Source organism: Bacillus sp. jun7, from assembly GCF_051034795.1.
GTDB lineage: Bacteria > Bacillota > Bacilli > Bacillales > Bacillaceae > Bacillus > Bacillus velezensis.
In genome coordinates, this window is record NZ_CP093219.1 from 1116564 (window position 1) to 1137171 (window position 20608).

25 protein-coding genes are annotated in these 20608 nt (G+C 46.5%); 5 read left to right on the forward strand and 20 right to left on the reverse strand.

Annotated features, from left to right (window positions below; all coding sequences use genetic code 11):
- The 12 genes from MJQ52_RS04830 to MJQ52_RS04885 form a co-directional block, all read right to left on the reverse strand.
- Positions 1 to 936: a phage major capsid protein gene (locus tag MJQ52_RS04830; protein WP_007407274.1), complete on the reverse strand. Its 936-nt coding sequence runs from the start codon at positions 934 to 936 to the stop codon at positions 1 to 3.
- 26 nt (positions 937 to 962) lie between these two features.
- Positions 963 to 1808, reverse strand: coding sequence for an XkdF-like putative serine protease domain-containing protein (locus MJQ52_RS04835; protein WP_015417286.1), 846 nt, complete (start codon positions 1806 to 1808; stop codon positions 963 to 965).
- 19 nt (positions 1809 to 1827) lie between these two features.
- Complete coding sequence (locus MJQ52_RS04840; RefSeq protein WP_088005490.1) at positions 1828 to 3219, reverse strand: phage portal protein; 1392 nt, start codon at positions 3217 to 3219, stop codon at positions 1828 to 1830.
- 48 nt (positions 3220 to 3267) lie between these two features.
- The gene (locus MJQ52_RS04845; protein WP_025851817.1) at positions 3268 to 4566 is read right to left on the reverse strand and encodes a PBSX family phage terminase large subunit; all 1299 of its coding nucleotides are present in this window, start codon (positions 4564 to 4566) and stop codon (positions 3268 to 3270) included.
- The gene (locus tag MJQ52_RS04850; RefSeq protein WP_025851819.1) at positions 4563 to 5360 is read right to left on the reverse strand and encodes a terminase small subunit; all 798 of its coding nucleotides are present in this window, start codon (positions 5358 to 5360) and stop codon (positions 4563 to 4565) included. Before MJQ52_RS04850 ends, MJQ52_RS04845 begins: the two co-directional genes overlap by 4 nt.
- Before the next feature lie 112 nt (positions 5361 to 5472).
- Positions 5473 to 5985, reverse strand: coding sequence for a sigma-70 family RNA polymerase sigma factor (locus MJQ52_RS04855; RefSeq protein ID WP_017417605.1), 513 nt, complete (start codon positions 5983 to 5985; stop codon positions 5473 to 5475).
- Positions 5986 to 6098: 113 nt separating this feature from the next.
- Positions 6099 to 6302, reverse strand: a complete 204-nt coding sequence (locus MJQ52_RS04860; protein ID WP_003154859.1) for an XtrA/YqaO family protein — start codon at positions 6300 to 6302, stop codon at positions 6099 to 6101.
- Positions 6292 to 6633: a hypothetical protein gene (locus MJQ52_RS04865; protein WP_025851823.1), complete on the reverse strand. Its 342-nt coding sequence runs from the start codon at positions 6631 to 6633 to the stop codon at positions 6292 to 6294. Before MJQ52_RS04865 ends, MJQ52_RS04860 begins: the two co-directional genes overlap by 11 nt.
- A gap of 97 nt (positions 6634 to 6730) precedes the next feature.
- Entirely contained in the window at positions 6731 to 6898 is a 168-nt protein-coding gene (locus MJQ52_RS04870; RefSeq protein WP_094247026.1) for a hypothetical protein, read from the reverse strand.
- Positions 6898 to 7698: an ATP-binding protein gene (locus tag MJQ52_RS04875; protein ID WP_032861409.1), complete on the reverse strand. Its 801-nt coding sequence runs from the start codon at positions 7696 to 7698 to the stop codon at positions 6898 to 6900. The genes MJQ52_RS04870 and MJQ52_RS04875 overlap by 1 nt, the downstream gene beginning before the upstream one ends.
- Entirely contained in the window at positions 7598 to 8425 is an 828-nt protein-coding gene (locus MJQ52_RS04880) for a FaeA/PapI family transcriptional regulator (RefSeq protein WP_094247027.1), read from the reverse strand. Before MJQ52_RS04880 ends, MJQ52_RS04875 begins: the two co-directional genes overlap by 101 nt.
- Entirely contained in the window at positions 8415 to 8594 is a 180-nt protein-coding gene (locus tag MJQ52_RS04885; RefSeq protein WP_033574556.1) for a hypothetical protein, read from the reverse strand. The genes MJQ52_RS04880 and MJQ52_RS04885 overlap by 11 nt, the downstream gene beginning before the upstream one ends.
- 191 nt (positions 8595 to 8785) lie before the next feature.
- Here MJQ52_RS04885 and xre point away from each other — a divergent pair, with 191 nt between their 5' ends.
- On the forward strand, positions 8786 to 9124 hold the full coding sequence (gene xre / locus MJQ52_RS04890) for an HTH-type transcriptional regulator Xre (RefSeq protein ID WP_003154871.1): 339 nt from the start codon (positions 8786 to 8788) through the stop codon (positions 9122 to 9124).
- Positions 9125 to 9272: 148 nt separating this feature from the next.
- Entirely contained in the window at positions 9273 to 9863 is a 591-nt protein-coding gene (locus MJQ52_RS04895; protein WP_003154873.1) for an ImmA/IrrE family metallo-endopeptidase, read from the forward strand.
- 153 nt (positions 9864 to 10016) lie between these two features.
- Here the strand turns inward: MJQ52_RS04895 and MJQ52_RS04900 are convergent, their stop codons facing one another.
- The gene (locus tag MJQ52_RS04900; protein WP_094247028.1) at positions 10017 to 10622 is read right to left on the reverse strand and encodes a poly-gamma-glutamate hydrolase family protein; all 606 of its coding nucleotides are present in this window, start codon (positions 10620 to 10622) and stop codon (positions 10017 to 10019) included.
- A 108-nt stretch (positions 10623 to 10730) separates the two neighbouring features.
- Here MJQ52_RS04900 and MJQ52_RS04905 point away from each other — a divergent pair, with 108 nt between their 5' ends.
- Entirely contained in the window at positions 10731 to 11108 is a 378-nt protein-coding gene (locus tag MJQ52_RS04905) for a PH domain-containing protein (protein WP_007610770.1), read from the forward strand.
- 31 nt (positions 11109 to 11139) lie between these two features.
- On the opposite strand, the gene MJQ52_RS04910 is transcribed toward MJQ52_RS04905, so the two are convergent.
- The 3 genes from MJQ52_RS04910 to MJQ52_RS04920 all read right to left on the reverse strand — a co-directional run bounded on the left by MJQ52_RS04910 (position 11140) and on the right by MJQ52_RS04920 (position 13495).
- On the reverse strand, positions 11140 to 12093 hold the full coding sequence (locus tag MJQ52_RS04910) for an N-acetylmuramoyl-L-alanine amidase (protein ID WP_003154880.1): 954 nt from the start codon (positions 12091 to 12093) through the stop codon (positions 11140 to 11142).
- 141 nt (positions 12094 to 12234) lie between these two features.
- A complete protein-coding gene (locus MJQ52_RS04915) occupies positions 12235 to 12369 on the reverse strand; it encodes a PhrA family phosphatase inhibitor (protein WP_003154881.1) in 135 nt (44 codons plus the stop codon).
- The gene (locus MJQ52_RS04920) at positions 12359 to 13495 is read right to left on the reverse strand and encodes a Rap family tetratricopeptide repeat protein (protein WP_087920760.1); all 1137 of its coding nucleotides are present in this window, start codon (positions 13493 to 13495) and stop codon (positions 12359 to 12361) included. The genes MJQ52_RS04915 and MJQ52_RS04920 overlap by 11 nt, the downstream gene beginning before the upstream one ends.
- Before the next feature lie 204 nt (positions 13496 to 13699).
- Here MJQ52_RS04920 and MJQ52_RS04925 point away from each other — a divergent pair, with 204 nt between their 5' ends.
- Positions 13700 to 14167, forward strand: a complete 468-nt coding sequence (locus tag MJQ52_RS04925; protein WP_025851837.1) for a DinB family protein — start codon at positions 13700 to 13702, stop codon at positions 14165 to 14167.
- 148 nt (positions 14168 to 14315) lie between these two features.
- Positions 14316 to 15080, forward strand: a complete 765-nt coding sequence (locus MJQ52_RS04930; RefSeq protein ID WP_015388360.1) for a sulfite exporter TauE/SafE family protein — start codon at positions 14316 to 14318, stop codon at positions 15078 to 15080.
- Between the two features lie 33 nt (positions 15081 to 15113).
- On the opposite strand, the gene MJQ52_RS04935 is transcribed toward MJQ52_RS04930, so the two are convergent.
- From MJQ52_RS04935 to MJQ52_RS04950, 4 genes are all read right to left on the reverse strand, one after another.
- On the reverse strand, positions 15114 to 16607 hold the full coding sequence (locus MJQ52_RS04935) for a UxaA family hydrolase (protein WP_094247029.1): 1494 nt from the start codon (positions 16605 to 16607) through the stop codon (positions 15114 to 15116).
- Complete coding sequence (locus MJQ52_RS04940) at positions 16604 to 18049, reverse strand: tagaturonate reductase (RefSeq protein WP_094247030.1); 1446 nt, start codon at positions 18047 to 18049, stop codon at positions 16604 to 16606. Before MJQ52_RS04940 ends, MJQ52_RS04935 begins: the two co-directional genes overlap by 4 nt.
- 75 nt (positions 18050 to 18124) lie before the next feature.
- Positions 18125 to 19123, reverse strand: a complete 999-nt coding sequence (locus MJQ52_RS04945) for a LacI family DNA-binding transcriptional regulator (protein ID WP_094247031.1) — start codon at positions 19121 to 19123, stop codon at positions 18125 to 18127.
- A gap of 70 nt (positions 19124 to 19193) precedes the next feature.
- Positions 19194 to 20585: an MFS transporter gene (locus tag MJQ52_RS04950; protein ID WP_049589350.1), complete on the reverse strand. Its 1392-nt coding sequence runs from the start codon at positions 20583 to 20585 to the stop codon at positions 19194 to 19196.
- Between the last annotated feature and the right edge of the window lie 23 nt (positions 20586 to 20608).

The following is a 20608-nucleotide window of genomic DNA, read 5'->3' on the forward strand; positions in this document are numbered from 1 at the left end:
TTATTCTTTAACGTTTACGATTTTGGCGCTTGCATCTTCTTCTTCAAATTTGCTGTCAAGTTTAGCCGTCAGTACGATAATAAATTTGCGGCTGCGAATATCTTTATCTACTTCGATTCGGATATTCCGTGAAAAACCGAGAATGATATTTTTCGGGTGAGTCAGAATGATGTCAGACGCATCGTACTGGGAATCACCTTCTCCGACTGAGTACGGCTGCAGATTGGACACTCCTTTGACCGGAACGCCGAATGCTGAAGACAAACCGCCCTGCACCGCAAGATCTCCCAGATTGGTCTGACGGTCAGCCACACGGTCTTTCCATTCAATCTCCATGCCTTGAGATGTGTAAAATCTGAATTCCTGAGGCAGTCGCAAATATTTTGCCGGAATGGCTTTTAAGCCTTTTTTAAATGTGGCTCTGGACAGCTCTTCCCCGTTTCCGTCAATGACGTGAGATACAGTCTGCTTACGGATTCCGTCAAGCTGTGCCAAGTACGGATCAGAAGAAGATGTATCGCCGTTTACGACTAGCTCCTCAATATCGACTGCCGCCCGCTCCGCCAAAATCTGCATGATCGTCTGCTGCAGGCCGTCTTTTTCAATATTGTTTTCAAGCGTGTCATAGGTGATATTAATTTCCGCAATGACTTCTTTCGTATTCAGCTGCACCGTACTTGTTGCCGGGACGGTCAGCTGATCGTCAGTTAAAGCTTTTCCTTCCTCAGCGGCACGCAGAATACGCTGGCCGAAACCGATTTTTTCAAATTTCTGCGAGTCATTTTCCATTTGAATCACACGCGATTCGCTGAAAATGGTCGGCGTGTTCTGCACCATGCGGATAAATGCTGAAGCTTGTGCGGGGTTCATTAAACCGCCGCTTTTTAAAGCGGAAAGTGACATTTCCGCCTTTCTGATGATATCTTGATTTCTCACTCTACAGTTCCTCCTTCTGACTGGGCTTAAAGCAGTCCGCTCCAAATGGATTTTTTAACAGGCTCTTGCCCGCCCGTCTCTTCTTCCGGCTGCTTTGATGCGCCTCTTACTTTTTCAAGCGCTTCAATGCGTTTAATAATCGGCGCCAGCATGTCCTCAACAAGCGTTTTCAGCTTTTCTTCATCAGACGGCGCAGCCGCCCCGTCTTTGTCTTCCGTGTTTTGGTCCAAACTGTCAAGCCGCTTTAAAAGCGGGTGCAGCGCGTGTTCAATCGATTCTCTTACGTCTTCTTTTCTCATCTTGTTCAAGTCCTCTCCCTTGCGGTTTCTTGATTTGCGGTCACGGTCGAGAAATTGCTTGACCGCGCCGAATAAGCCGGCTTGCTTTTCTGCCGGCTCTTCGTAAACGTCAGCGGTTCCCGCCATGCTGTAGCCCGTAATGATACCGGCTTTAATCTGATCCCATACTTCATCGGAAGCTTTGGTGACAAGCACCCAAGATCCTTTCCGGATCACAGCATTCCCGATTTCAAAGTCATCCGGGGCGACGTACGACTCCACCACCTCGCCGGTCCCGCCTTCAAAGTTATGATTTGTATCGATGTTGCGGGCGTCCGCCAAAAAACCGTGAGCGGCCTTTTCAATCTCTTCAGCCGTCATATAATCGCCATGTGCATCGGGGACATCCGGCTCGTAAACGATGCCGTAAACAAGCTTCTGCTCATCCGATTCGTTTTTTGTAAACACCTGCACCTTTTTTTCAAATGACGGAAGGCCTCCGGCTGATTTTGTAAAAAAGAATTCCGTTTGGTTCGCCGCCTTATCGACATAGCTCACAAAACTGATGACGGCATTTCTCAATTCTCTCGGCACGAGATGTTTTCACCCCCTTTCAGGATTGCTCCTTTTTCCCTTTCAGCACCGGCCTGCTGTAGTACTCTTCAGGCCATTCCTCAAGCGTCTTGCCGAGCACTCTTCCCGCCAGATCACGGAGGTCATTAGGAGAGACCGCGCCGGCGGAAATAAATGGCGTAAGCACCTTCGCAATTTCAAGCGGATCGCGAAAATCAGGCCCTTTTAATGTGAGCTGTACATCGTGGAGACCCAGTTCAGGCAAAAATAACGTGTTGAGCTTATTAATCAGCGTTTTCCGCTCCGGCTGAAACACCTGCTCCTCCGTTATTTTCCGTGCCGTATCGGCTGTGGCTTTGTTGTATTCCTGCGCCTCTCCCGTATAAAGCGGCGGGAGACGGAAAGCGGAACGGAGTTTATTTCTGCTTTTGTCGTCATATTCAAGAAACAGCGCATCATCCTGCAGAATTTCCGCAAGTGATTTAATTTCCACAGACACGGGCGTAATGTCTTCGCCTCCGTGAAGGTCTTTTTCCTTCGCAATGCCTTCCGCCTCAATCAGCAGAAATTTGTGGGCGTTTTCCACCCCTTCCAGGTCATTCATATAATCCTGAAGCTCTTTGTACGAGGTTTCTGACAGCATGCCGTTTTCAACCGTAATGGCGGCCGGCACGTGACGGCCCTGCTTGAAATACATAAAATTCAGTTCTTCCGCTTTCCGGGCGCCGTACAGATTGACGATATTGCCGACCCAGCGCGGAATGCCGTAAGTACCGCTGCCGATTTTTAAGTGAATGGCTTCATTTGCCCGGTATTCTTCAGACAGGGTCTTTACGTATTCGCCGGTTCTCATGTCCATCATGCGGGGATCGCCGTATTCCTTAAAAAACACTTTCCGTCCGTTCAGCATCTGAACATATTTACGGAACCGTTTTTGCCTTTTAATCGTTTTGGATGCGCCGTTTTCTTCATATGAAAATGTAACTTCAACGGGATCAGTCACACCGCAGACGCGCATATGTTTTACATCCAGATATTCAATCCCCGCCGGTTTTCCCGCGCCGTCCCGAAGCACTTCGAGGAAACCGTTGCCCGTTTTTTCGCGGTCTTCTATCGCATATCCGAGGACCGTCTCGGCCGATTCATCAAAATGAAGACATTTGTAAAAGCTCTCCAGCTTCATCCAGTTTTTTTCGGCCCGGGCCTTTTTTGACGGGGAGCAATCTGGGCTATTTACATCAAATGTATATTCCACATCGAACCCAAAACCCGTAATATTGACCCGATACGCGTCAATGCACTGCTGAAGAATCGTCGAGTATTCGGCGATTGTTTTCAGTTCAATGAGATTATAGGGCGGTGAAATGATGTCTTCGCCGTACAGATCGGCAAATTGATCTTCGTTCATCTGCCTTGCCTGCGGCGCGGCCATTTTTGATTTAAAGACGGTGGCTCTAACGTTTTGATAGTTAGGCAACGCCTATCTCCTCCTTTCCCGATTCGGACGTCTCCGTTTTTGTGATGCATCTTTCAGATCCGCCGCGTCATAGTCATCCAGCGCATACCAAATGGCTGAAAGTGTGTGGGGATCAATTGAAAACTCATCTTCCGGCAGAGCACCGTTTTTGTTTTTTGCGTACGTTAAGTTCTGCAATTCGCGGATCGTATTTTCACAGCTGTCTGAGCAATAGATGTGTCTGAACCGTTTCAGCTTTTTTGTATACTGAAGTCTTGAGCCCGGAAACTTTTTGGCCGCAACCATGCAAAATCCCTGCCTGCGGAAATATTGGATGCTTTTCGGCTCAGCCGAATCCGCTTTGATCAGCTCTTTTTGATCCGCCAATTCTTGAAGCTCCTCAGCTGTCTGATCATCGGTCATTTTGTTTTTGTAATACTCCCAGAAAATATAAAGCTCTTTTTGATCCGGATCGACGGCAAGCCGGATGACCGCATTGTATGACTCTTCAAAACCGAAATCCATGCCCGTCCGAAACAGGGGGCGCCTGATGGAAGCAATCCGCTCCGTTACTTCGTTGTGCTCCATGACCTGAAACTGCGGAAACACGCGGATGCCGTTGACGCCGAACTGTCCTTTGCGGGCGATCCGGTATAAATCGGGATCGTAATGCCGTAAGCTGTCCAGCTGCTTAATATAGCTTTTCGGCAAAAACAGATTATCGCACGCTGTGGAATGGTGGTAATACGTATCTCCCTTAACGACGGTGCCTTTTTCATACAGCGTCTGATCATCCAATACGAACCGTTTTTTTTGCTCATCACGAAAAAAATGCCGATACGTCCAATTGGAGGTGCCGACGGGATTTGTGGTGCATATCATATGCAGCGAAAGCTCGGGATGACGCAGACGGCCGATCAGCTCCTTAAAGCCTTCATACTTCACTTCAGAGCATTCTTCAATCCAAATCAGTGAAATATGATGAATGGATTTCAATTTGGCCGGGTTGTCCATCCCTTTAAACATAATCCGGCTTCCGTTTGAAAATCTCAGCTGCATCGGCGAAGAAACGGCCTTTACGGCATGTCCCAGCTCAAGCTCCCCGATAATGTCTTCAAACAAGGCAAAAGTAGAATCCCTGTGCGTATCGAATACTTCCCGCACGACAAGGGCCGTCCGCTTTTCACGAAGCAGCTTCAGGATGATTTTCAGCGCGGTATGATAGCTTTTTGACGAGCCGTAGCCTCCAACGAGAAATTGGTACGTTTCATTCCAATTGAACAAATAATCTTCAAAGCGCGGGTTGACCGCTTTTTCAATCATGACCGTTCCTCTTTCCGCGTAATGACAATGTCAATCGGCTTTTGGCTGTCTTCTGTTTTTTCCATCTTCTGCTGAGCCAGCTTTAATTTTTCATTTTCGATTTTTTGTTTAAATTGATCGGGGAAAAGGTCAAAGTACAAGGACAGCTTTTCAAGAGCCTTCATCTTGTCGGCAAGCTTTATTGCAATGCCTTCTTTCCCGAGTTTTGCTTCCGTGACGATGGTTCCGTCCAGAAGGTGCGAATCTTTAACGTCAACGTAGCTGATCTCCTGCATAATCGGATTATCATTTTCGTCAAAGAGCGGCCCTGATTTTCCGAAGGCCTGAACCTCTTTTTTTCCGAAGGTTACATAATCGGTAATGTCAGCGAAAGCGATTTTCACATAGACTTGAAGAACGTCCATCGCTTCGACAAACACTTTATTGACCATTTCCTTTTTCATGCGGCTGATTTCTTTAGCGACTTTTTCGTTTTTTAACAGCCTGCTTCCCGTCACATGCGCGCTTTCCGGTGAATACCCGGCTTTTATCGCAGATTGGGTGGCGTTAAAGCTTTTCACATAATAAAGACAAAACAGCCGCTGGCGTTCGTTTAACTCATCACCTTCGCCCGGGGTGTTTTTTCCGCCGCTTTCCGCGTTCTTATTAAGCGCCTCGTCCCAGCGCCCTTCTTTTTTCCATCTGCCGATCGTTCTTGCGGATACGCCTGATTTGCCGGCAAGGGCGCGATTTGTGATGCGGCCTTTATGAGACTGATAGATTGTAAATGCCTGTTCTCTTTTTGCGTTTTTCATGCTACGGCATCACCGCCACCTCCGACATGATTGTCTATAATAAAAAGCGGCTTCTAATCGGGCCGCTTTTTGTGATCTACTATTCACTTCTAGGTGGCAAACGTATGACAACTTATGAAGCAGGCGATTGATTTCTTTGTTCCTGCTGTTTTTGAATTTTTAGAAGCGCCCGTTTGACCGTCGTTTGTACGGTTGATTTCTTTACATTCAGCAAGGCGGCGATCCGTTCATACGAAAAGCATTCCGCTTTGTGGAGCAGCAGCATTTCTTTTTCTCTATCCGTTAAAACGGCTAATGCGTCCCGCAGTCTGATTCTGTCTTCTTCAGTCACATTTGCGGACGGTTCAAACATCAGCGCCTGCGAATAGGTTTCTATGATTCTCGGATCTTTAATGAGCATTCTCTGATAAGCGTCTCTGCGGTCTATCGCTCTTCTTATGCCGGGCTGCCGGCCTTTTTCAAGCCATTCGATGACATACTCCAAATCTGTAATAATCGTTCTGATGATTTTTTTATCTTTCAGTTCTTCTGAAGTAAGCACCGTTTCATCGGCTGCCTCCAGCTGCTTGTACCACTTTTTCGTCTCTTTCAGCGTGCGTTTATATTCAAATAGTAAGTCTTCCATGTAGATCCTCCTCTTTTTCGGAACAAAAAAAGGACACCAACCAATGCGCAGCATGTGCGCGATTGATCAGTGTCCGCAGGCTTTCCGTCTTGGACGTATTCTGTTTTTTTCGATTAATTCAATTTAAAGCCGATTTCATATTCGACCCGGGCCAGATCCCCTTTTCGCGTTTCGACAAGCGTTTTGCCGTGCTCCGGCGCTTCGGCGAGCCATGCTTCCTTCTTCAGTCCGTCTACTATAATCACCCGAACCTTGCCTTCTTCCAGCTGGCTTTTTAATGTTGTATGTTCAATGTCAGTCAGTTTTTTAGGATTCATGTTTTACGTCCTCCGTCTTTTTCAAAATGTTCACTTCATGTATGAGGCTTCCGAGCTTATTTATGAACGCTTCTTTTTCTTCAGAACTTTCTCCCCGGAGCAGGCGGAGAGCCGTTTCGGCCGCCTCAAAGAGTTCCGGGGCTTTCGCCATCAATGCCGCGTTGATCTGCTGTGAGTATGAACTTAAGTTGAAAACGGCCGCGATGAGCCTTCCGTTTGAATAAGGGAACTTCTCTTTATCCGCTTCGCTGTAAGCGGAATAAATGTAAATGGGTTTTTCTTCTCCGCTGTGTACGGCCCGCCATGGAGCGGGGCTGTTTTTTTCTTGCAATGGTGATCCTCACTTTCCATCAGCCTCATGCCATGCTTCAATTTGCTTTTCTATCCGTTTTGCCCTGAACAGCAGGCAAAAAAGCCATTTGATATATTTACACACGTGCATCAAGCCTCGCTTTTGCGTCTTGAACCATTCGTTCAAGACGTTTAATGACCGGCGTTAAATCAGTGCCTGTTTTGCAGTTCGGGCAAGGGTGAAAGACAGCGCCGAGACCCGTTTCCGTCACAATGACCTTCTTCGGCCCGCACAGCTTACACATTATCTCGCCCCCTCTAATCTGTGGTTTACGTCAAATGAATTGCCATTAATGATGACTAAATAATCGCTGCACATCTCATAAATTCTTGTGCCCAAGGCTTCATCAACCTGCACCAATCCGTCACAGGCCAGCTCGCTCGAGATAAGAACCGGCTTATGATTTAAATAGCGGTAATTCACGACGGCGTACATTTGTTCAATCTGCCAATCGGTCGCCCGGGGTTTTCCGTTCAGCGGTTTGAACAGATCGTCAATAAAAAGCACATCCGCCTGTTTCATACGGCCAAGCTTTGCATCAAGCAGATCAAAATCATTTTTTAAATCCGTAAAGCCCTCCACAAAAGGAAAATACAGCACCGGTGTCTGCTTCTGTCTCATGACATAATTGCTGAGAGCGGTCAAAAGATGGGTTTTTCCCGATCCCGGACGCCCTAAAAGGGCAATGCTGTTTTTCCGGCAGTTTTTCATCTTGTCGAAGTTCTCAACATATTCAAGGGCGCACTCATATGCGTCGACGACTGCCTGAGGCTTGCCCCGCGTGATAAATCCTTTGAAATCCAGCTTCCGAAAGGCATCTGTAATCTCACTTGCGCCGAGAATGCGTTCTACTTTCCGTTCGGCGGCGCAGCGGCACTTGACCCACACATCCATTCCCAGCTGGTTTTTTAGATAACCGCCCTGATCTTTACAGAGCGGGCAGTCAAAGCGGCTTTTGTCTGATTCTTCCGGTCTGTCCGCCAGTAATGGACGTTTTCCGTTTTTCAGGTCGGCCAGTATCTGCTCGATCGTTCGTTTTGTCATGTATCGTATTCCTCTCTTTTTTTGTTGTGATTGTCCTTCCCGCAATTCGTGCATTCAAGCGGTCTTCCATAAACTTGGCGCAATAGCTGAAAGCCTTGATCGTTTCAGCTGAAGAGGTGCGCCGCTGTTCAAAAGCGGTAAAGCATTCGCCGAGCCATTTGATTGCTTCTTGTGCTGATGCACCGAGGGAAACAATACGGGCGATGGCCTGATAATCCCGGGGCGACGGGTATACGCTCCGCCCCTCCTGTGCAGACCTTAATCTGATAAAATGGGCGGCAATGTCGTTAATCGCTTCTTCAGCAGTATGATTTTTTGTTATATCTATTTCTCTCCGGACATTTTTGTCCCGATGATCCGCCGATATTGTCCGGTCAGTTGCTTCCGGGCGGGTCAATGTCTTTTTCGGCGTGAATCTTTTCGAGTGCTTTACGGAGACGATGAGTCCGTAAGGGGCGCGGACGGTTTTGATATACTCATGCTGTTCCAAACTCTCAAGCCACCGCCTGACGGTTTTTTCACTGACCGCGAATACATCGGCCATTTCTCTTGTTTTTACGGGCTTATGTCCGAGGACGATCCCCCACTTTACGCCGTCTTTTACATGTTCCTTTGTCGTTGAGCTGATGAACCATAAAAACAGCCAAATGGCGGACCCTATTTTGTCATAATGTTCTGAATTCAATAATCCGGAATAGATGAAAAACGGGTAGCTTTTACGATTCATAAGGGACATCTCCATTTTTCTTCAGACCTATATAGCGTTCATACTGCAATCGGTTATCAAATCGGAATACCGGTAGTCCGCAAGCGGTAAAAGATATCGAACCGCCTGCTTTTCCTAAACATCTCTGGTCAGCCGGATTGCTGCTGAAACGGATGATTATCGGCTGCATTTCTCACCCTCCTGATCAATTTCTTATCGTATTTTGATACATTTTGTATCCTTATGATGTTGATTATATACGATACATTTCGTATCATCAAGACCTTTTTGATACTTTTTTTATCATCCCTTTCTTTTGATACATTTTGTATCTATAATCATAAGTAACTTAGGGTGTTGAAAAAAGAGAGGTCATTTCGGATGATAGGCGGAAGATTAAAGAGTCTCAGAGGTAAGAAAACGCAGGAAGAAGTCGCAAATCATATCGGTGTCTCGCGCGCCAGATATTCTCATTATGAAAACGGCCGATCTGAACCCGATTACGACACGCTGCAAAAGCTTGCGGATTATTTCAAAGTGTCGACTGATTATTTGTTAACCGGAAAAGAACCTTCAGATGAAGACATGTTTGCCGATCCCGACCTGCAGATCGCATATCGGGACATGCAGGACTTTTCCCCGGAAAGCAAGCAGCAGGCCATTGAATTCATTAATTATTTAAAAGAAAAAGAGAAAAACCGCAGGCCGAAACATAAATAATCCGCTCTTTTCCTTTAAACTGCTTAACGTTCAGCCGATATAAAAGCTGAATGTTTATTTTTAAAAGAAAAGGGAATTGATTCAAAGTCCGATCAGGGCTTTTCTTTCTCGCTTAAAAAAGAACATATGTTCGAAAGGGTGTATTCAATTGGGCGATTTTTTAACACATCTTGAGGAATACGTCAAAAACTTATATTGCCGCATGGGAATGACCGCCCCTCTCCATATTGATATGCAGATGATTGCCAAGGAGCTTGACATTTGGATTCATTTTGAAGATACGCACAGTATGATGCTGAAGCGGGACGGTATGTACAGCATCGTCCTGAATCAAAAAAAGTCACCCGAAGAGCAATGGCAGGATTTTGCGCACGAACTGTGCCATGTGCTGAAGCATACCGGGAACCATTTTCATATGAACAAGCTGTTCAGGGAACTGCAGGAATTTCAGGCCAACCATTTTATGTACCACTTCTGTGTACCGACCTTTATGCTGTTAAACATGGAGCTTCCCCAGCGGAGGAGCCACGCCGTTATTTTAATCGCAGCCGCTTTCCGGGTGACGGCATCATTTGCGGAAAAAAGGCTCGAGCTGTTTGAACGGCGTAAAGCAGGTATTCAATTTCAGAAGCGGCTCGCTTGTCTGTTATCCGACAAGCGGCCGAATGTGTATTATGGAAGCGGACAGACACACTTGCATGCCGCTGAAGAAAAAACGCCGTATTTTATTGAAAATTAGCGATTCTCCGCCGGCTTAGAACACAGCCGGCAGAATGTCATCATTTTGACATCGGAGAAAAGGTTTTTGCATCATGACGCTGTAATCACCGTGCTGCCCGCCAAGCACTTCATGCGCCGCCTAGCTCCAGTGAATGTAAGAACGGGCCCCTGTTCATTTATCATAAAAACCGGCCTTCACGGTTTCTACATACCGAAAAAACAGATCGGTTGGCGTATATTTTTCTCCCCGGCAGCCAAAATTGCTGAACAGCGCGTGTCTCTGCGCCGTGCTCACTTCCAATTGCAGCCCCATTTTCCTTTTTGTCCGATTGACAATGTTGCCGGGATTTACACCTGCCAGCCGATCATTCTTCTCTGTCAGCTCGGCATCAAATCCCGCTTCACGCAGCAGATCACAAATCAGTCTTGCTTTTTCCAGATCCGCGCCCCCGACGAGTGTATTTGCCTTTTTCAGATCATGATACCCGTGAAAAGCCAATGCGTAATGATGGGCGGTCACTTTTTCTAAAGCCAGAGGCTCGTCAAAGCGTGTGCTTGTCAAGTGGAGAGAACGGTTATCGCACCGCTTCATCCCTTCAAATATATAAATTGAGCTTGAGTCAGAAAATGCCTGCACCAGCTCACTGACACCCGGCTCAATCCTGCCGCCGTGGGGTGCGAGGACGATACATTTACTTCCCTCTTTTTCTTCATAAATAATTCTGTATTCCGATTCAGCAGCGGAAAGGGCTGCGAAATTGTCATATCTGTCTTTCATGTGTAACATGCTCTCCTTTTCCAGTCAGCACCAGTTTACTCTACTCATCTGGGAATGGAAACCTTTTTATAGTATGATTTGATAGAATACGTATCAGGGGGAGATATTATGGGGTTCATCAACGGATTGCTGGGCAATGCGTCGACAATATCGACGGCTGAAGCAAAAGCAGAACTGGCCCGTATTTTGCTGGAAGGCGAGAATGTCAACGCCGCATTTAAGCTTGTCCGAGATATCATTGTCTTTACGGATAAGCGTCTTATTCTTGTTGATAAACAGGGACTCACGGGGAAGAAAACGGAGATTCAATCCATTCCGTACAAGAGCATTTCCAGATTCAGCGTAGAAACCGCCGGCCGCTTCGACCTTGATTCAGAGCTGAAAATTTGGATTTCAGGCGCGGAACTTCCCGCTGTCTCAAAGCAGTTTAAAAAAGATGAAAGCATTTATGATATTCAAAAGGCCCTTGCCGCAGTTTGTATGTAAACGGAAGCCCGGGGAGCTTCCGTTTTATTGATTACAGTTTTTCTTCAATTTTCGCCTTCGTTTTCGGGCCGTAAATTCCGTCTGCCGTTAATCCGCTGACGGATTGAAAACGTTTTACGGCATTTGCCGTTTTCGGGCCGTAAACGCCGTCCGCCCCATGATTTTTTGCTCCTTTATCGGGATAAAAATAAAGAGCGGATAAAGCGTTTTGCACTTGTTTTACGTTTGTCCCTTTCGTCAGCGGTTTCGTCACTTTGATCACACCGGATGGAAGCGGATAGGAAGACACAGCCTGACTTTTTGAAGAAGAACCCGTCTGAGCGAGCTTGATCACTTGTCCGACTGTAATGTGATTCGGATCGGTGATATGGTTGATGCTTTGCAGCGATTTTACGCTGACACCGTGCGATGCGGCGATTTCCGATAAGGTGTCGCCTTTTTTCACATGGTATTCAGACGCAGAAGAAGAAATAGAGGCTTTTTTCGCCGGCATACTTCCGCTTAATTTCTTTTCAATCTTCGCCTTCACTTCATCCCAGCGGCCTTCAGACAAAATGCGGTGCGGGCAGTACTTTCCGTTCCAGTCCTGATGCTTTCTGATTCTGTCAATCCCCCAGCCCCGTTCTTTCAAAAGCTGCGCCGCAAACGCAATCGCCAGTTCTTCTGCGGCTCTGTACCGTTCGCCGCCTGACTTGCTGTAACAGATTTCTATAGCAATCGACTTTCGGTTTCCGGTACCGTTCGTGCCGTCTCCCGAATGCCAGGCATTCCGGTCCAACGGAATTCCCTGGATCACTTCTTTGTCATCAACCGCAAAATGATAGCTCGTTGATTCGCTGTTTCCCGTCATATAGCTGATTTCATTAGCGGCGGATGCGTCGTTTGCCGTGTTATGAATGGTAATATACTCCGGCGTCATCGGATTCGGACATTTTAACGCATATTTATCAGCCGATACGAGCCGTTTTTTCACTTCAATCCCCACTCTTCATCTCTCCTTATGCCTTTTTCATCAATAGGTGGCATTCGTAGGACAGATAACTGAGTATATAGACCCTGCATTCGGATAAAAATGGAATGGATACGCATGCAAAAAATAAGGCCCTTCCAAAGAAGGGTCTTTATGTTATGTTTGGTTGCGCGCGGCAATATGGAATGTGCCGTCCGCTTGGTTTTCCAAATGGCTTTCATGGCCGATCACCTGTGTAAAGCTGAACCCGACAGCAACAAGCAGCAATCCTGACAATAGTTTAGATTTCATATAGACAATCTCCTCTCTGGATTTGTTTTTGGGCGTGCACCATTTTTTCATAAAACGTGAGCGCTTTTTCAGGCTGTCCGTGTTTCATGTAAAATTTGGCAGCGTCATGCGCCAATTCTTCCACATACGGATACAGCATGTGTTCTTCCAGAAAATCAAACGTGTGCCTGACGGATGCGTTATCCATTTCCTTGCCGTATAACGCATGCAAAAATTGGAACAGATTGACAAACAATTCATCATTGTATTCGCGGGCGATACTGAGCCCGAGGCGATATTGCTTCTCTGCTTCGGCTGTAGTGTTCTGTTTATAAAGAACCTGTGTTAATGAGTAAATAGAATGCGGAAGATTATCGAACTTTTCTGACCTGCAAATGGAAACGGATGTCTCAAAATATTCGGCTGCTTTAGAGAGGTCTCCCATTTTTTCGTAACAGTTTCCGAGATTATATAAGGCTGAACTGATAAGACGGGGATTGCCTTCTTGTTTTGCAAGATCTAAAGCAAGTTCTAAGTGGGGCAATGCTCTTTCTGGATACTGCATGTCATCATAATTCCCTGCAATAACGAATTCACATTGGATTCTGCGGACGTTGTACGTCTCATACGATTGGTACGTTTCAAGGGCTTGAACGGCATAACTCATGGAGACGTAGGTTTGTTTCAGGTTGTAAAAAATCTCGGCCATTTTAAAAGCAAACTCAGCTTTCTCGATGTCATCAGAAACGAGTGCAAGGTTTTTTTCAGCCCGTTTGTAATACATCATGGCGTTTAGGAACATTTTCTGTTTAAATTCGTACATTCCTCGAAAAAAATTAAAGTAGTAATCAAGCAGTCCTGTCAGTTTATACTGGTTGCCTTCAATGTCTTCCAATAATTCTGAAAACTCAGGCTGAGAAGGGTCCTCCTTTAAGGGCTTGATGTAATCCAGCATGACGCGGTGTCTGAATTCCATTAATGAATAATACAGCAGCAGATCCTGATCTTCTTCCATATCCTCAATCTCTCTCTCTACTTCACGTTTGACGCGCTCCGCCTCAAGGACGTGAAACTGCCGGATATGGGTATACCATTCATTAATTTTGAGCCCGACAAAAGAGGACGGAATAGTCTGCTTCATCCTCAATAAATCCCCCCTTTTGGAATGACCGAGATATGTCATATTTTATCATAATTGCTAGAAAAAGAAGAACGCAAAAAGACCGCAATTGTCGAATTTCGGATATCCGCAACGATTTATCTCCATCACAAGCTTATTGCTTGTTTCTTCCGTGCCGTTGATATAGCATATCCTTGCAGCTTTTATTCTGTATTAAATGGGGGTTTTCACATGACAGCACAAAATCAATTGGTCAGCCACTTTCTGTCACATCGAAACGTGACGATTGAGCTGGCGGAAAAAATCAGCCGCGAGCATTACGACTACAAGCCGGCAGAGACATCAATGTCCGCTCAGGAACTTGTAAAACACATCGTTTATTCTTTTCTTATGTTTGCAAACGTCATTAACGACGGAAACGGATCAGCTATCCAGAACAAACCGAAAGAAGAAGCGGAAACAGACCTCGTCAAACTGGCTGAAGCATGTACTGAAAAAACGATAAACATCCTGTCACAGCTGACTGAAGAGCAGTTGAACCGCGAAATTGACCTGACTGCCTCTTTCGGCAGAAAAATAACCGGCGCGGCTCTCCTTCAGCTTGCCATGGAGCATGAAATTCATCATAAAGGCAATCTTTTCGTGTATGTCAGAGAAATGGGCCACACGGAACTTCCGTTTTATCAGCAAAAATCATAATCCGGCCATCATCCGCCGATCTGCGAAATAACAGCAGGCAGGCGGATTTTTTTGTTCTGTATAAAATTTTCCGAAAATTTAATTGATTACCGCCTCTTAATCATATATAATCTGATAAAAATAGTAGGATTATTCAGGAGGCACACAGATGACTGTAAGCATTGTGTTTATGGGTTTCTTTGTCGGAACGCTGGTCGGATTGACGGGTGTGGGAGGAGCGGCGCTTTTGACTCCTTTACTGATCGTTTTGGGGATCAACCCCTCAATCGCCGTCGGCACTGACCTTTTATATAATTCCATCACCAAACTGTTCGGTGTCGTTTCTCATTGGAAGCAGCGCACCGTTCAATTTAAACTTGTCGGCTACTTGGCGCTCGGGAGCATTCCCAGCGCAACAGCCGCCATCGGTATTCTTCACTTGTTTCCCGCTTTTCACCAGCATCAGGAGCAGATTATCAAACAGGCGCTCGGCTACGTGCTGACCCTTGTCGCTATTTCCATTATCGCCCGCCTTTTTTTCGATAAAAAACTGCGGCCGAACCGCTGGCAGCAAAAAACACTTGAAGAAAAGCGGACACTCATGATACTGATCGGCGTCATTTTCGGCTTCATCGTCGGCCTGACATCTATTGGGTCCGGCTCATTATTTGCGATCGCCATGTTATACCTGTTCAGAATGAAAACGGCAGAAGTGGTGGGAACGGATATCGCACATGCCTTTCTGCTCGTAACTGTTGCCGGTCTGTTAAACGCAAGCTTCGGAAGCGTCGATTACCTGCTTGTATTGAATCTGTTGATCGGCTCTGTGCCGGGTGTGCTTCTCGGCAGCTTCTTTTCGCCGAAATTCTCACCGCGCCCGCTGCAGTTTGTGATGGCGGCGATTATTTTAATCAGCGGGATAAAATTAATCTAAAAAAGGCGGTCTGTTGTCAGATCGCCTTTTCCCTTATAACGTCACACCGGACTTAAAGATTGCAAGCTCCCGAAAATCGTTTTTTTCGTTATTGACGAATTGTCCGCTTGCAACGTTAATAATGTATTGAATAAAATCTCTTACAATGTGATCTTCTGTTGTTTCGTCTTCCGCCAATCTCCCCGCGTTGTAATCAATCCAATGAGGCTTTGATTGAAATAAATCGGTATTTGTTGATACTTTCACAGTCGGGACAAATGTGCCGAACGGCGTGCCTCTTCCGGTTGTAAACAACACGATGTGACAGCCAGCCGCGGCGAGCGCTGAAGAAGCGATTAAATCATTGCCGGGCGCACTGAGCAGTGTCAATCCCTTTGTTTTCAGTGTTTCACCGTATGTCAGCACATCAGAAACCGGTGCAAGACCGGCTTTTTGGGTGCAGCCGAGCGACTTGTCTTCGAGAGTTGAAATGCCGCCTTCCTTATTCCCTGGTGACGGGTTTTCATAAATCGGCTGCTCGTGCTTCATAAAATATTGCTTGAAATCATTGATCAATCGGACTGTTTTATGAAACACTTCTTCGCTCGCCGCACGCTGCATGAGAATCGTCTCAGCGCCGAACATCTCAGGCACCTCCGTTAAGACCGTGCTCCCTCCCTGTGCAATCAAGTAATCTGAAAATCTCCCTAATAAAGGGTTTGCGGTGATGCCGGAAAAACCGTCCGACCCGCCGCATTTCAATCCGATGCTCAATTCTGACAGCGGAATCTCCTCACGTTTATCTCCCTTTGCCGCAAGGTGTATCTCTTTAAGAAGCGCTGTCCCCGCTTCAATTTCATCTGTGACAGCCTGTGATTCGAGAAATTTCAACCGATCTCCGTTCACTTCAGAAAGCGTTTCCTTAATTGCCGCCAGCTCATTATTTTCACAGCCCAGCCCTAAAACCAGCACACCGCCCGCGTTTGGATGACGAATGGCGTTAATCAGCATTTGTTTCGTATTCTCATGATCATCGCCAAGCTGGGAGCAGCCGTATTGGTGCTTTAAAACCAGCACATTGTCAAAGGGGGCAATGTCTTTCGCCTCTTTTACGAAGCGCTGCAGGATTTTCTCAGCGACGCCGTTTACGCAGCCGACTGTAGGCACGATCCACAGTTCATTCCGGACGCCGGATGTACCGTTTTCTCTTTTGTAGCCTTGAAATGTCCGGTTCTCATTTGTAAAAGGATTGTCCTCGAAGCGCGGTGAATACGTGTATTCTTGCACATCGGATAAATTCGTTTGCAGATTATGGGTATGAATATGCTCGCCGGCCGAAATCCGCCTTGTCGCACGCCCGATCGAAAAACCGTATTTAATGATGCTGCCGTTTTCTTCAATGGTTTGCAGCGCGATTTTATGCCCCCGCTTTACAGGGTCCTTCACTTCAATCGTCAGTCCGTCTGTATGCAGCCGCTCCCCTTTGTTAAAATGGCGCATAGCGAGAAGCACGTTATCGTTTTTATGGATTTTTATGACCTCTTTCATTTCACTTCCCCCTTATTGCCGCAGCATTCATGTAACGCATGCTTCATCCCCCGCTTATGAATGACAGAGAGAAAAAAAGCCGTTCGTTCAGTCAGCCCCGGAAGATGGTTCAGATTCTTTCCCCACAATCGCTCTTCTCCTAATATAGAAAATGCCGCTTGAAACATATTATCTTTGCAACGGGACCGCGCCATTTGAAAACGGTTCAGAACCTCCTCGCCATCTGCCGGTTTGTTCAGCCCGTTCCAGTATGAATAGATCATGGCGCTGAATGAAAATACCAGCCTCTCAGGAAGCCGGCCCTCCTGTTCGATATAAGCCTTCAGCGTCGGCAGGTTTCTTGTTTTGAATTTTGCGGCGGCGTTAAGGGTGATGCTTTGCAGATAATGTTGGATATAAGGGTTTTTAAACCGGTGTAACACATCTGCCGCATACTGGGTGACACCCTCCATTTGCAGCACGGGAAGGATTTCTTCATTGATCAGCTCTTCGATGAATCTGCCCGTCACCTCGTGCTCAGCCGCTTCCCGGACGGTTTGCAGTCCGTATAATAAAGCCACTGGCGCCAATGCCGTATGAGCGCCGTTTAAGATTCTCACCTTTTTTGTCCTGTAAGGCGTAAGGTCAGACGTGATCAGTGCGTTCAGCCCGGCATCAGCAAAAGGAAGCTCATTCTGAAGCTGTTCCGGCCCTTCTATCACCCACAAATAATAATGCTCACCGACCACAAGCAGACGGTCTTCGTATCCGAGAAAATCGGTAAGTTCTTCCGCGGTATCAACAGGAAATCCGGGAACAATCCGATCCACGAGGGTATTGCAGAAGATGTTCGCATCATGAATCCATTGAGTAAACTCAGGCTCCAGCTCCCACAGCCCAGCATATTGAAGCACGGCCGCCTTCAGTTTCCGTCCGTTTTCTTCGACCAGTTCACATGGAAGCACAATGCACCCTTTCTCGGCGTCACCCGCAAATGCCTTATAGCGGAAATAAAGGAACGCCGCTAATTTCCCAGGGAATGTTTTTTGAGGTCTATCCTCAAGCCGGTCGCCTTTCTCAAACGTAATTCCCGCTTCTGTCGTATTGGAAATGATAAATCGAATATCCTCTTGTGCTGCCAGCCGTTTAAAGGAATCATAGTCAGAAAAAAGATCAATGCCGCGGCTGATGGATTTGACGATCGTGTGTTCTTCAGCCGGTTTTCCATCCTTTATCCCCTGCAAAAAAAGCGTAAACAAACCGTCCTGTTCGTTTAAACGTTTGATTTTCTCAGAGCCTCTCGGCTGTACGGCGACAACGCTTCCGTTAAAATCCGTCAATTGATTCAATTGATCGATCTGCCAGTCAGCGAAGGCCCGCAAAAAGTTGCCTTCGCCGAACTGAAGGACTTTTTCAGGATATTGAATGTATTCACCGCACATCTTTTTATTCAGCTGCCGCAAGCTGTCCGCCTCCTTCTGCATTTATGCACACGTTAACATTTTCCCGTACGAAAACCCGGATATTCAGACGGGCTGTTATGTGAGTTTTTTAATTGAGTCTCTTATCATCACCTCGGTGTTTTCGTATATTTTTTCCGCCGCCGTATCCGGGTCGGTGATAAGCGCCAAAATCTTCTCTGCGCCGAGTATGCTGATTTTTTCAACCGGGCGTTTTACTGTCGAAAGCCTCGGCGTCATGTATTGGGAAATGCCGATGTCATCAAACCCGATAACGGATATATCTTCCGGAACGTTCAGGCCTTTGGCGAAAATGGTATTCATCGCCCCGATCGCCATATCATCGTTTGAACAAAAAACAGCCGTAGGCGGTGATTGAAGCGCCAAGAGTTTTTCCATCGCCTGACTGCCGCTTTCCATATCATAGCGGCCTTTTACACTGTATTCATGCTTAATCGGGATAGAATGATCAATTAAAGATGTCAAATAGCCTTCTTTCCGCTGAGAAGTTGACCTGAATCCTTCCTTTCCCTCAATGATCGCGATATCTCTGTGTCCGTTTGCGATCAGGCAGTCGACCGCCTGTCTGGAGCCTTCTTTATCGTTTGACAGGATATTCGTGATGCTCCGGTCATCAATGTCCCGGTTCAGCACGACGAGCGGGATGTTTTTCTCGCGGATATGATAAATAAATGAATTATCACTGTCGCTTTGGCTCATTAAAATGATTCCGTCATATCTCATGGGCGTAATGGTTTCAAAGCTTTTCAGATCGTCAATCGCGCGGACGAACAAAATGTATTCCTCACTGATTGTGCGGTTTACACCTTTGATGGTATCGGAAAAAAAGCTGTGTGAGGTTCCGTTGGTGATGCTTGTAAAAAACAGTCCGATCGTATGGGACTTTTGCATGGCAAGGCTTTTTGCATTTACATTCGGTGTGTAATTCAGCTGTGAAGCGAGCTCTAATATTTTCTGTTTTGTATGCTCTTTAATGTGGGGACTGCCGTTAAGTGCCCGGGATACGGTTGTGTGGGATACGTTGGCGAGTTTTGCGATATCTTTTATGGTTACCATCGTTTTTCCTTTCTTTCTGTATGCTGGCATTTATTTCTATTGTACCATTAACGGACAGTCCATAAAATCACTAAAGTTGAGGTTTTGCATGATGTAAGTCCTGAACGAGCTCGGCATGCTGCCGGTCCGTCAGTTTATACATTAAACCGATAATCAGCATGGCGCACGCTAAAGCGAAAGCCGGGTACAGCAGCAGAAGCCCTTTAATCCCGATTAACGTGCCTTTTGTCTGAGAGGCATTCGGGATATAGCCGATAACGCTCAGCCCGATGCCTGAAAGAAAACCTGATAAAGATTGGGCGAGTTTTCTGGAGAAGTTAAAAAGCGAATATGTCGTCGCCTCCTTCCGTTCACCCGTCTTCCACTCTCCGTAATCAATAATGTCCGACACAAGCGCCCACGTAATGCCGTTTGGTATGCTGATCCCGATAAAAGCAATGCTCGCTAACGCCGTAAAGATATATACATTTGACGGGAGACAGAAATTCAGCGCATCAGCCGCGGCGCTGACGGCAAAACCGATCATCACTGTTTGCTTTTTTCCGAAGCGTTTGACGAGTTTCGGCATAAACAACACACCTAAAAATGAAGAACCGATGATGATAAAACTCATGTAGGACATCAGCTCCGCATTGTTGAGATTGTATTGGGCGAAGTAAACAAGCATAGCGGATTTAATGTTATATGCCGATATTGAGAAAATCGTCATGAAAACGACAGTCAGAAGCGGTTTGTTGCCGATAAAGCATTTGAAAACCGACATGACGGACAGCTTTTCTTTCGGCGCTTCACGGACGATAATTCTTTCTTTGCAGTTTCGGTAGCAGATCATAAATCCCGCGATTCCGATTACGGCCATCATTCCCATGACTGCCGGGTAGCCGATGTGAACGTTATCAAAATGAACGAGAATCGGGATGACGATGACACTTGTAATGAGCAGCGCGCCGAGAGAGCCGATCTGGCGGAATGCGGAAAGCGCCGTTCTGTCCTCCGCATCCTGTGTAATGGCTGCGCCGAGGGAGCCGTACGGAATATTGACGAAAGAATAAGCGACCCCCCACAGCATGTAAGAAGCATAGGCGTACACAAGCTTCCAGGTGACACTCACGTCCGGTGACACAAAAATCAATACGGTCATGACCGCAAGAATAATACTTCCGAATAATAAGTACGGCCTGAATTTCCCCCGGGGTCCGATCTTTTTTCTGTAGTCAATGGCCGAGCCGACAATCGGATCAGTCAAAGCCGCAAACAGCTTGCTGACCAAAAAAATACTGCCGGCGAACGCTGCCGGAATGCCTGCGACATCTGTGAAAAACTTCAGCAAATAGATCTGCCCGAGATCAAACATAAATCCGTTCCCAAAATCTCCGAAACCATAGGATACTTTTTCTTTCAGACTCAGCTTATGCTCCTTCACTTTTGCGGCAGGTGCTGTCACGACAGGCACATTACTCATAGGCCACCTCTTTCATTCCATTT

What these genes read in the sequence shown, in the direction of transcription:
- MJQ52_RS04840 (WP_088005490.1), bottom strand. Translation starts at nt 3,219, where the DNA reads ATGGCCGCGCCGCAGGCAAGGCAGATGAACGAAGATCAATTTGCCGAT.
- MJQ52_RS04845 (WP_025851817.1), bottom strand. Translation starts at nt 4,566, where the DNA reads ATGATTGAAAAAGCGGTCAACCCGCGCTTTGAAGATTATTTGTTCAAT.
- MJQ52_RS04850 (WP_025851819.1), bottom strand. Translation starts at nt 5,360, where the DNA reads ATGAAAAACGCAAAAAGAGAACAGGCATTTACAATCTATCAGTCTCAT.
- MJQ52_RS04855 (WP_017417605.1), bottom strand. Translation starts at nt 5,985, where the DNA reads ATGGAAGACTTACTATTTGAATATAAACGCACGCTGAAAGAGACGAAA.
- MJQ52_RS04860 (WP_003154859.1), bottom strand. Translation starts at nt 6,302, where the DNA reads ATGAATCCTAAAAAACTGACTGACATTGAACATACAACATTAAAAAGC.
- MJQ52_RS04870 (WP_094247026.1), bottom strand. Translation starts at nt 6,898, where the DNA reads ATGTGTAAGCTGTGCGGGCCGAAGAAGGTCATTGTGACGGAAACGGGT.
- MJQ52_RS04875 (WP_032861409.1), bottom strand. Translation starts at nt 7,698, where the DNA reads ATGACAAAACGAACGATCGAGCAGATACTGGCCGACCTGAAAAACGGA.
- MJQ52_RS04880 (WP_094247027.1), bottom strand. Translation starts at nt 8,425, where the DNA reads ATGAATCGTAAAAGCTACCCGTTTTTCATCTATTCCGGATTATTGAAT.
- MJQ52_RS04885 (WP_033574556.1), bottom strand. Translation starts at nt 8,594, where the DNA reads ATGCAGCCGATAATCATCCGTTTCAGCAGCAATCCGGCTGACCAGAGA.
- xre (WP_003154871.1), top strand. Translation starts at nt 8,786, where the DNA reads ATGATAGGCGGAAGATTAAAGAGTCTCAGAGGTAAGAAAACGCAGGAA.
- MJQ52_RS04900 (WP_094247028.1), bottom strand. Translation starts at nt 10,622, where the DNA reads ATGAAAGACAGATATGACAATTTCGCAGCCCTTTCCGCTGCTGAATCG.
- MJQ52_RS04905 (WP_007610770.1), top strand. Translation starts at nt 10,731, where the DNA reads ATGGGGTTCATCAACGGATTGCTGGGCAATGCGTCGACAATATCGACG.
- MJQ52_RS04915 (WP_003154881.1), bottom strand. Translation starts at nt 12,369, where the DNA reads ATGAAATCTAAACTATTGTCAGGATTGCTGCTTGTTGCTGTCGGGTTC.
- MJQ52_RS04925 (WP_025851837.1), top strand. Translation starts at nt 13,700, where the DNA reads ATGACAGCACAAAATCAATTGGTCAGCCACTTTCTGTCACATCGAAAC.
- MJQ52_RS04930 (WP_015388360.1), top strand. Translation starts at nt 14,316, where the DNA reads ATGACTGTAAGCATTGTGTTTATGGGTTTCTTTGTCGGAACGCTGGTC.
- MJQ52_RS04935 (WP_094247029.1), bottom strand. Translation starts at nt 16,607, where the DNA reads ATGAAAGAGGTCATAAAAATCCATAAAAACGATAACGTGCTTCTCGCT.
- MJQ52_RS04945 (WP_094247031.1), bottom strand. Translation starts at nt 19,123, where the DNA reads ATGGTAACCATAAAAGATATCGCAAAACTCGCCAACGTATCCCACACA.
- MJQ52_RS04950 (WP_049589350.1), bottom strand. Translation starts at nt 20,585, where the DNA reads ATGAGTAATGTGCCTGTCGTGACAGCACCTGCCGCAAAAGTGAAGGAG.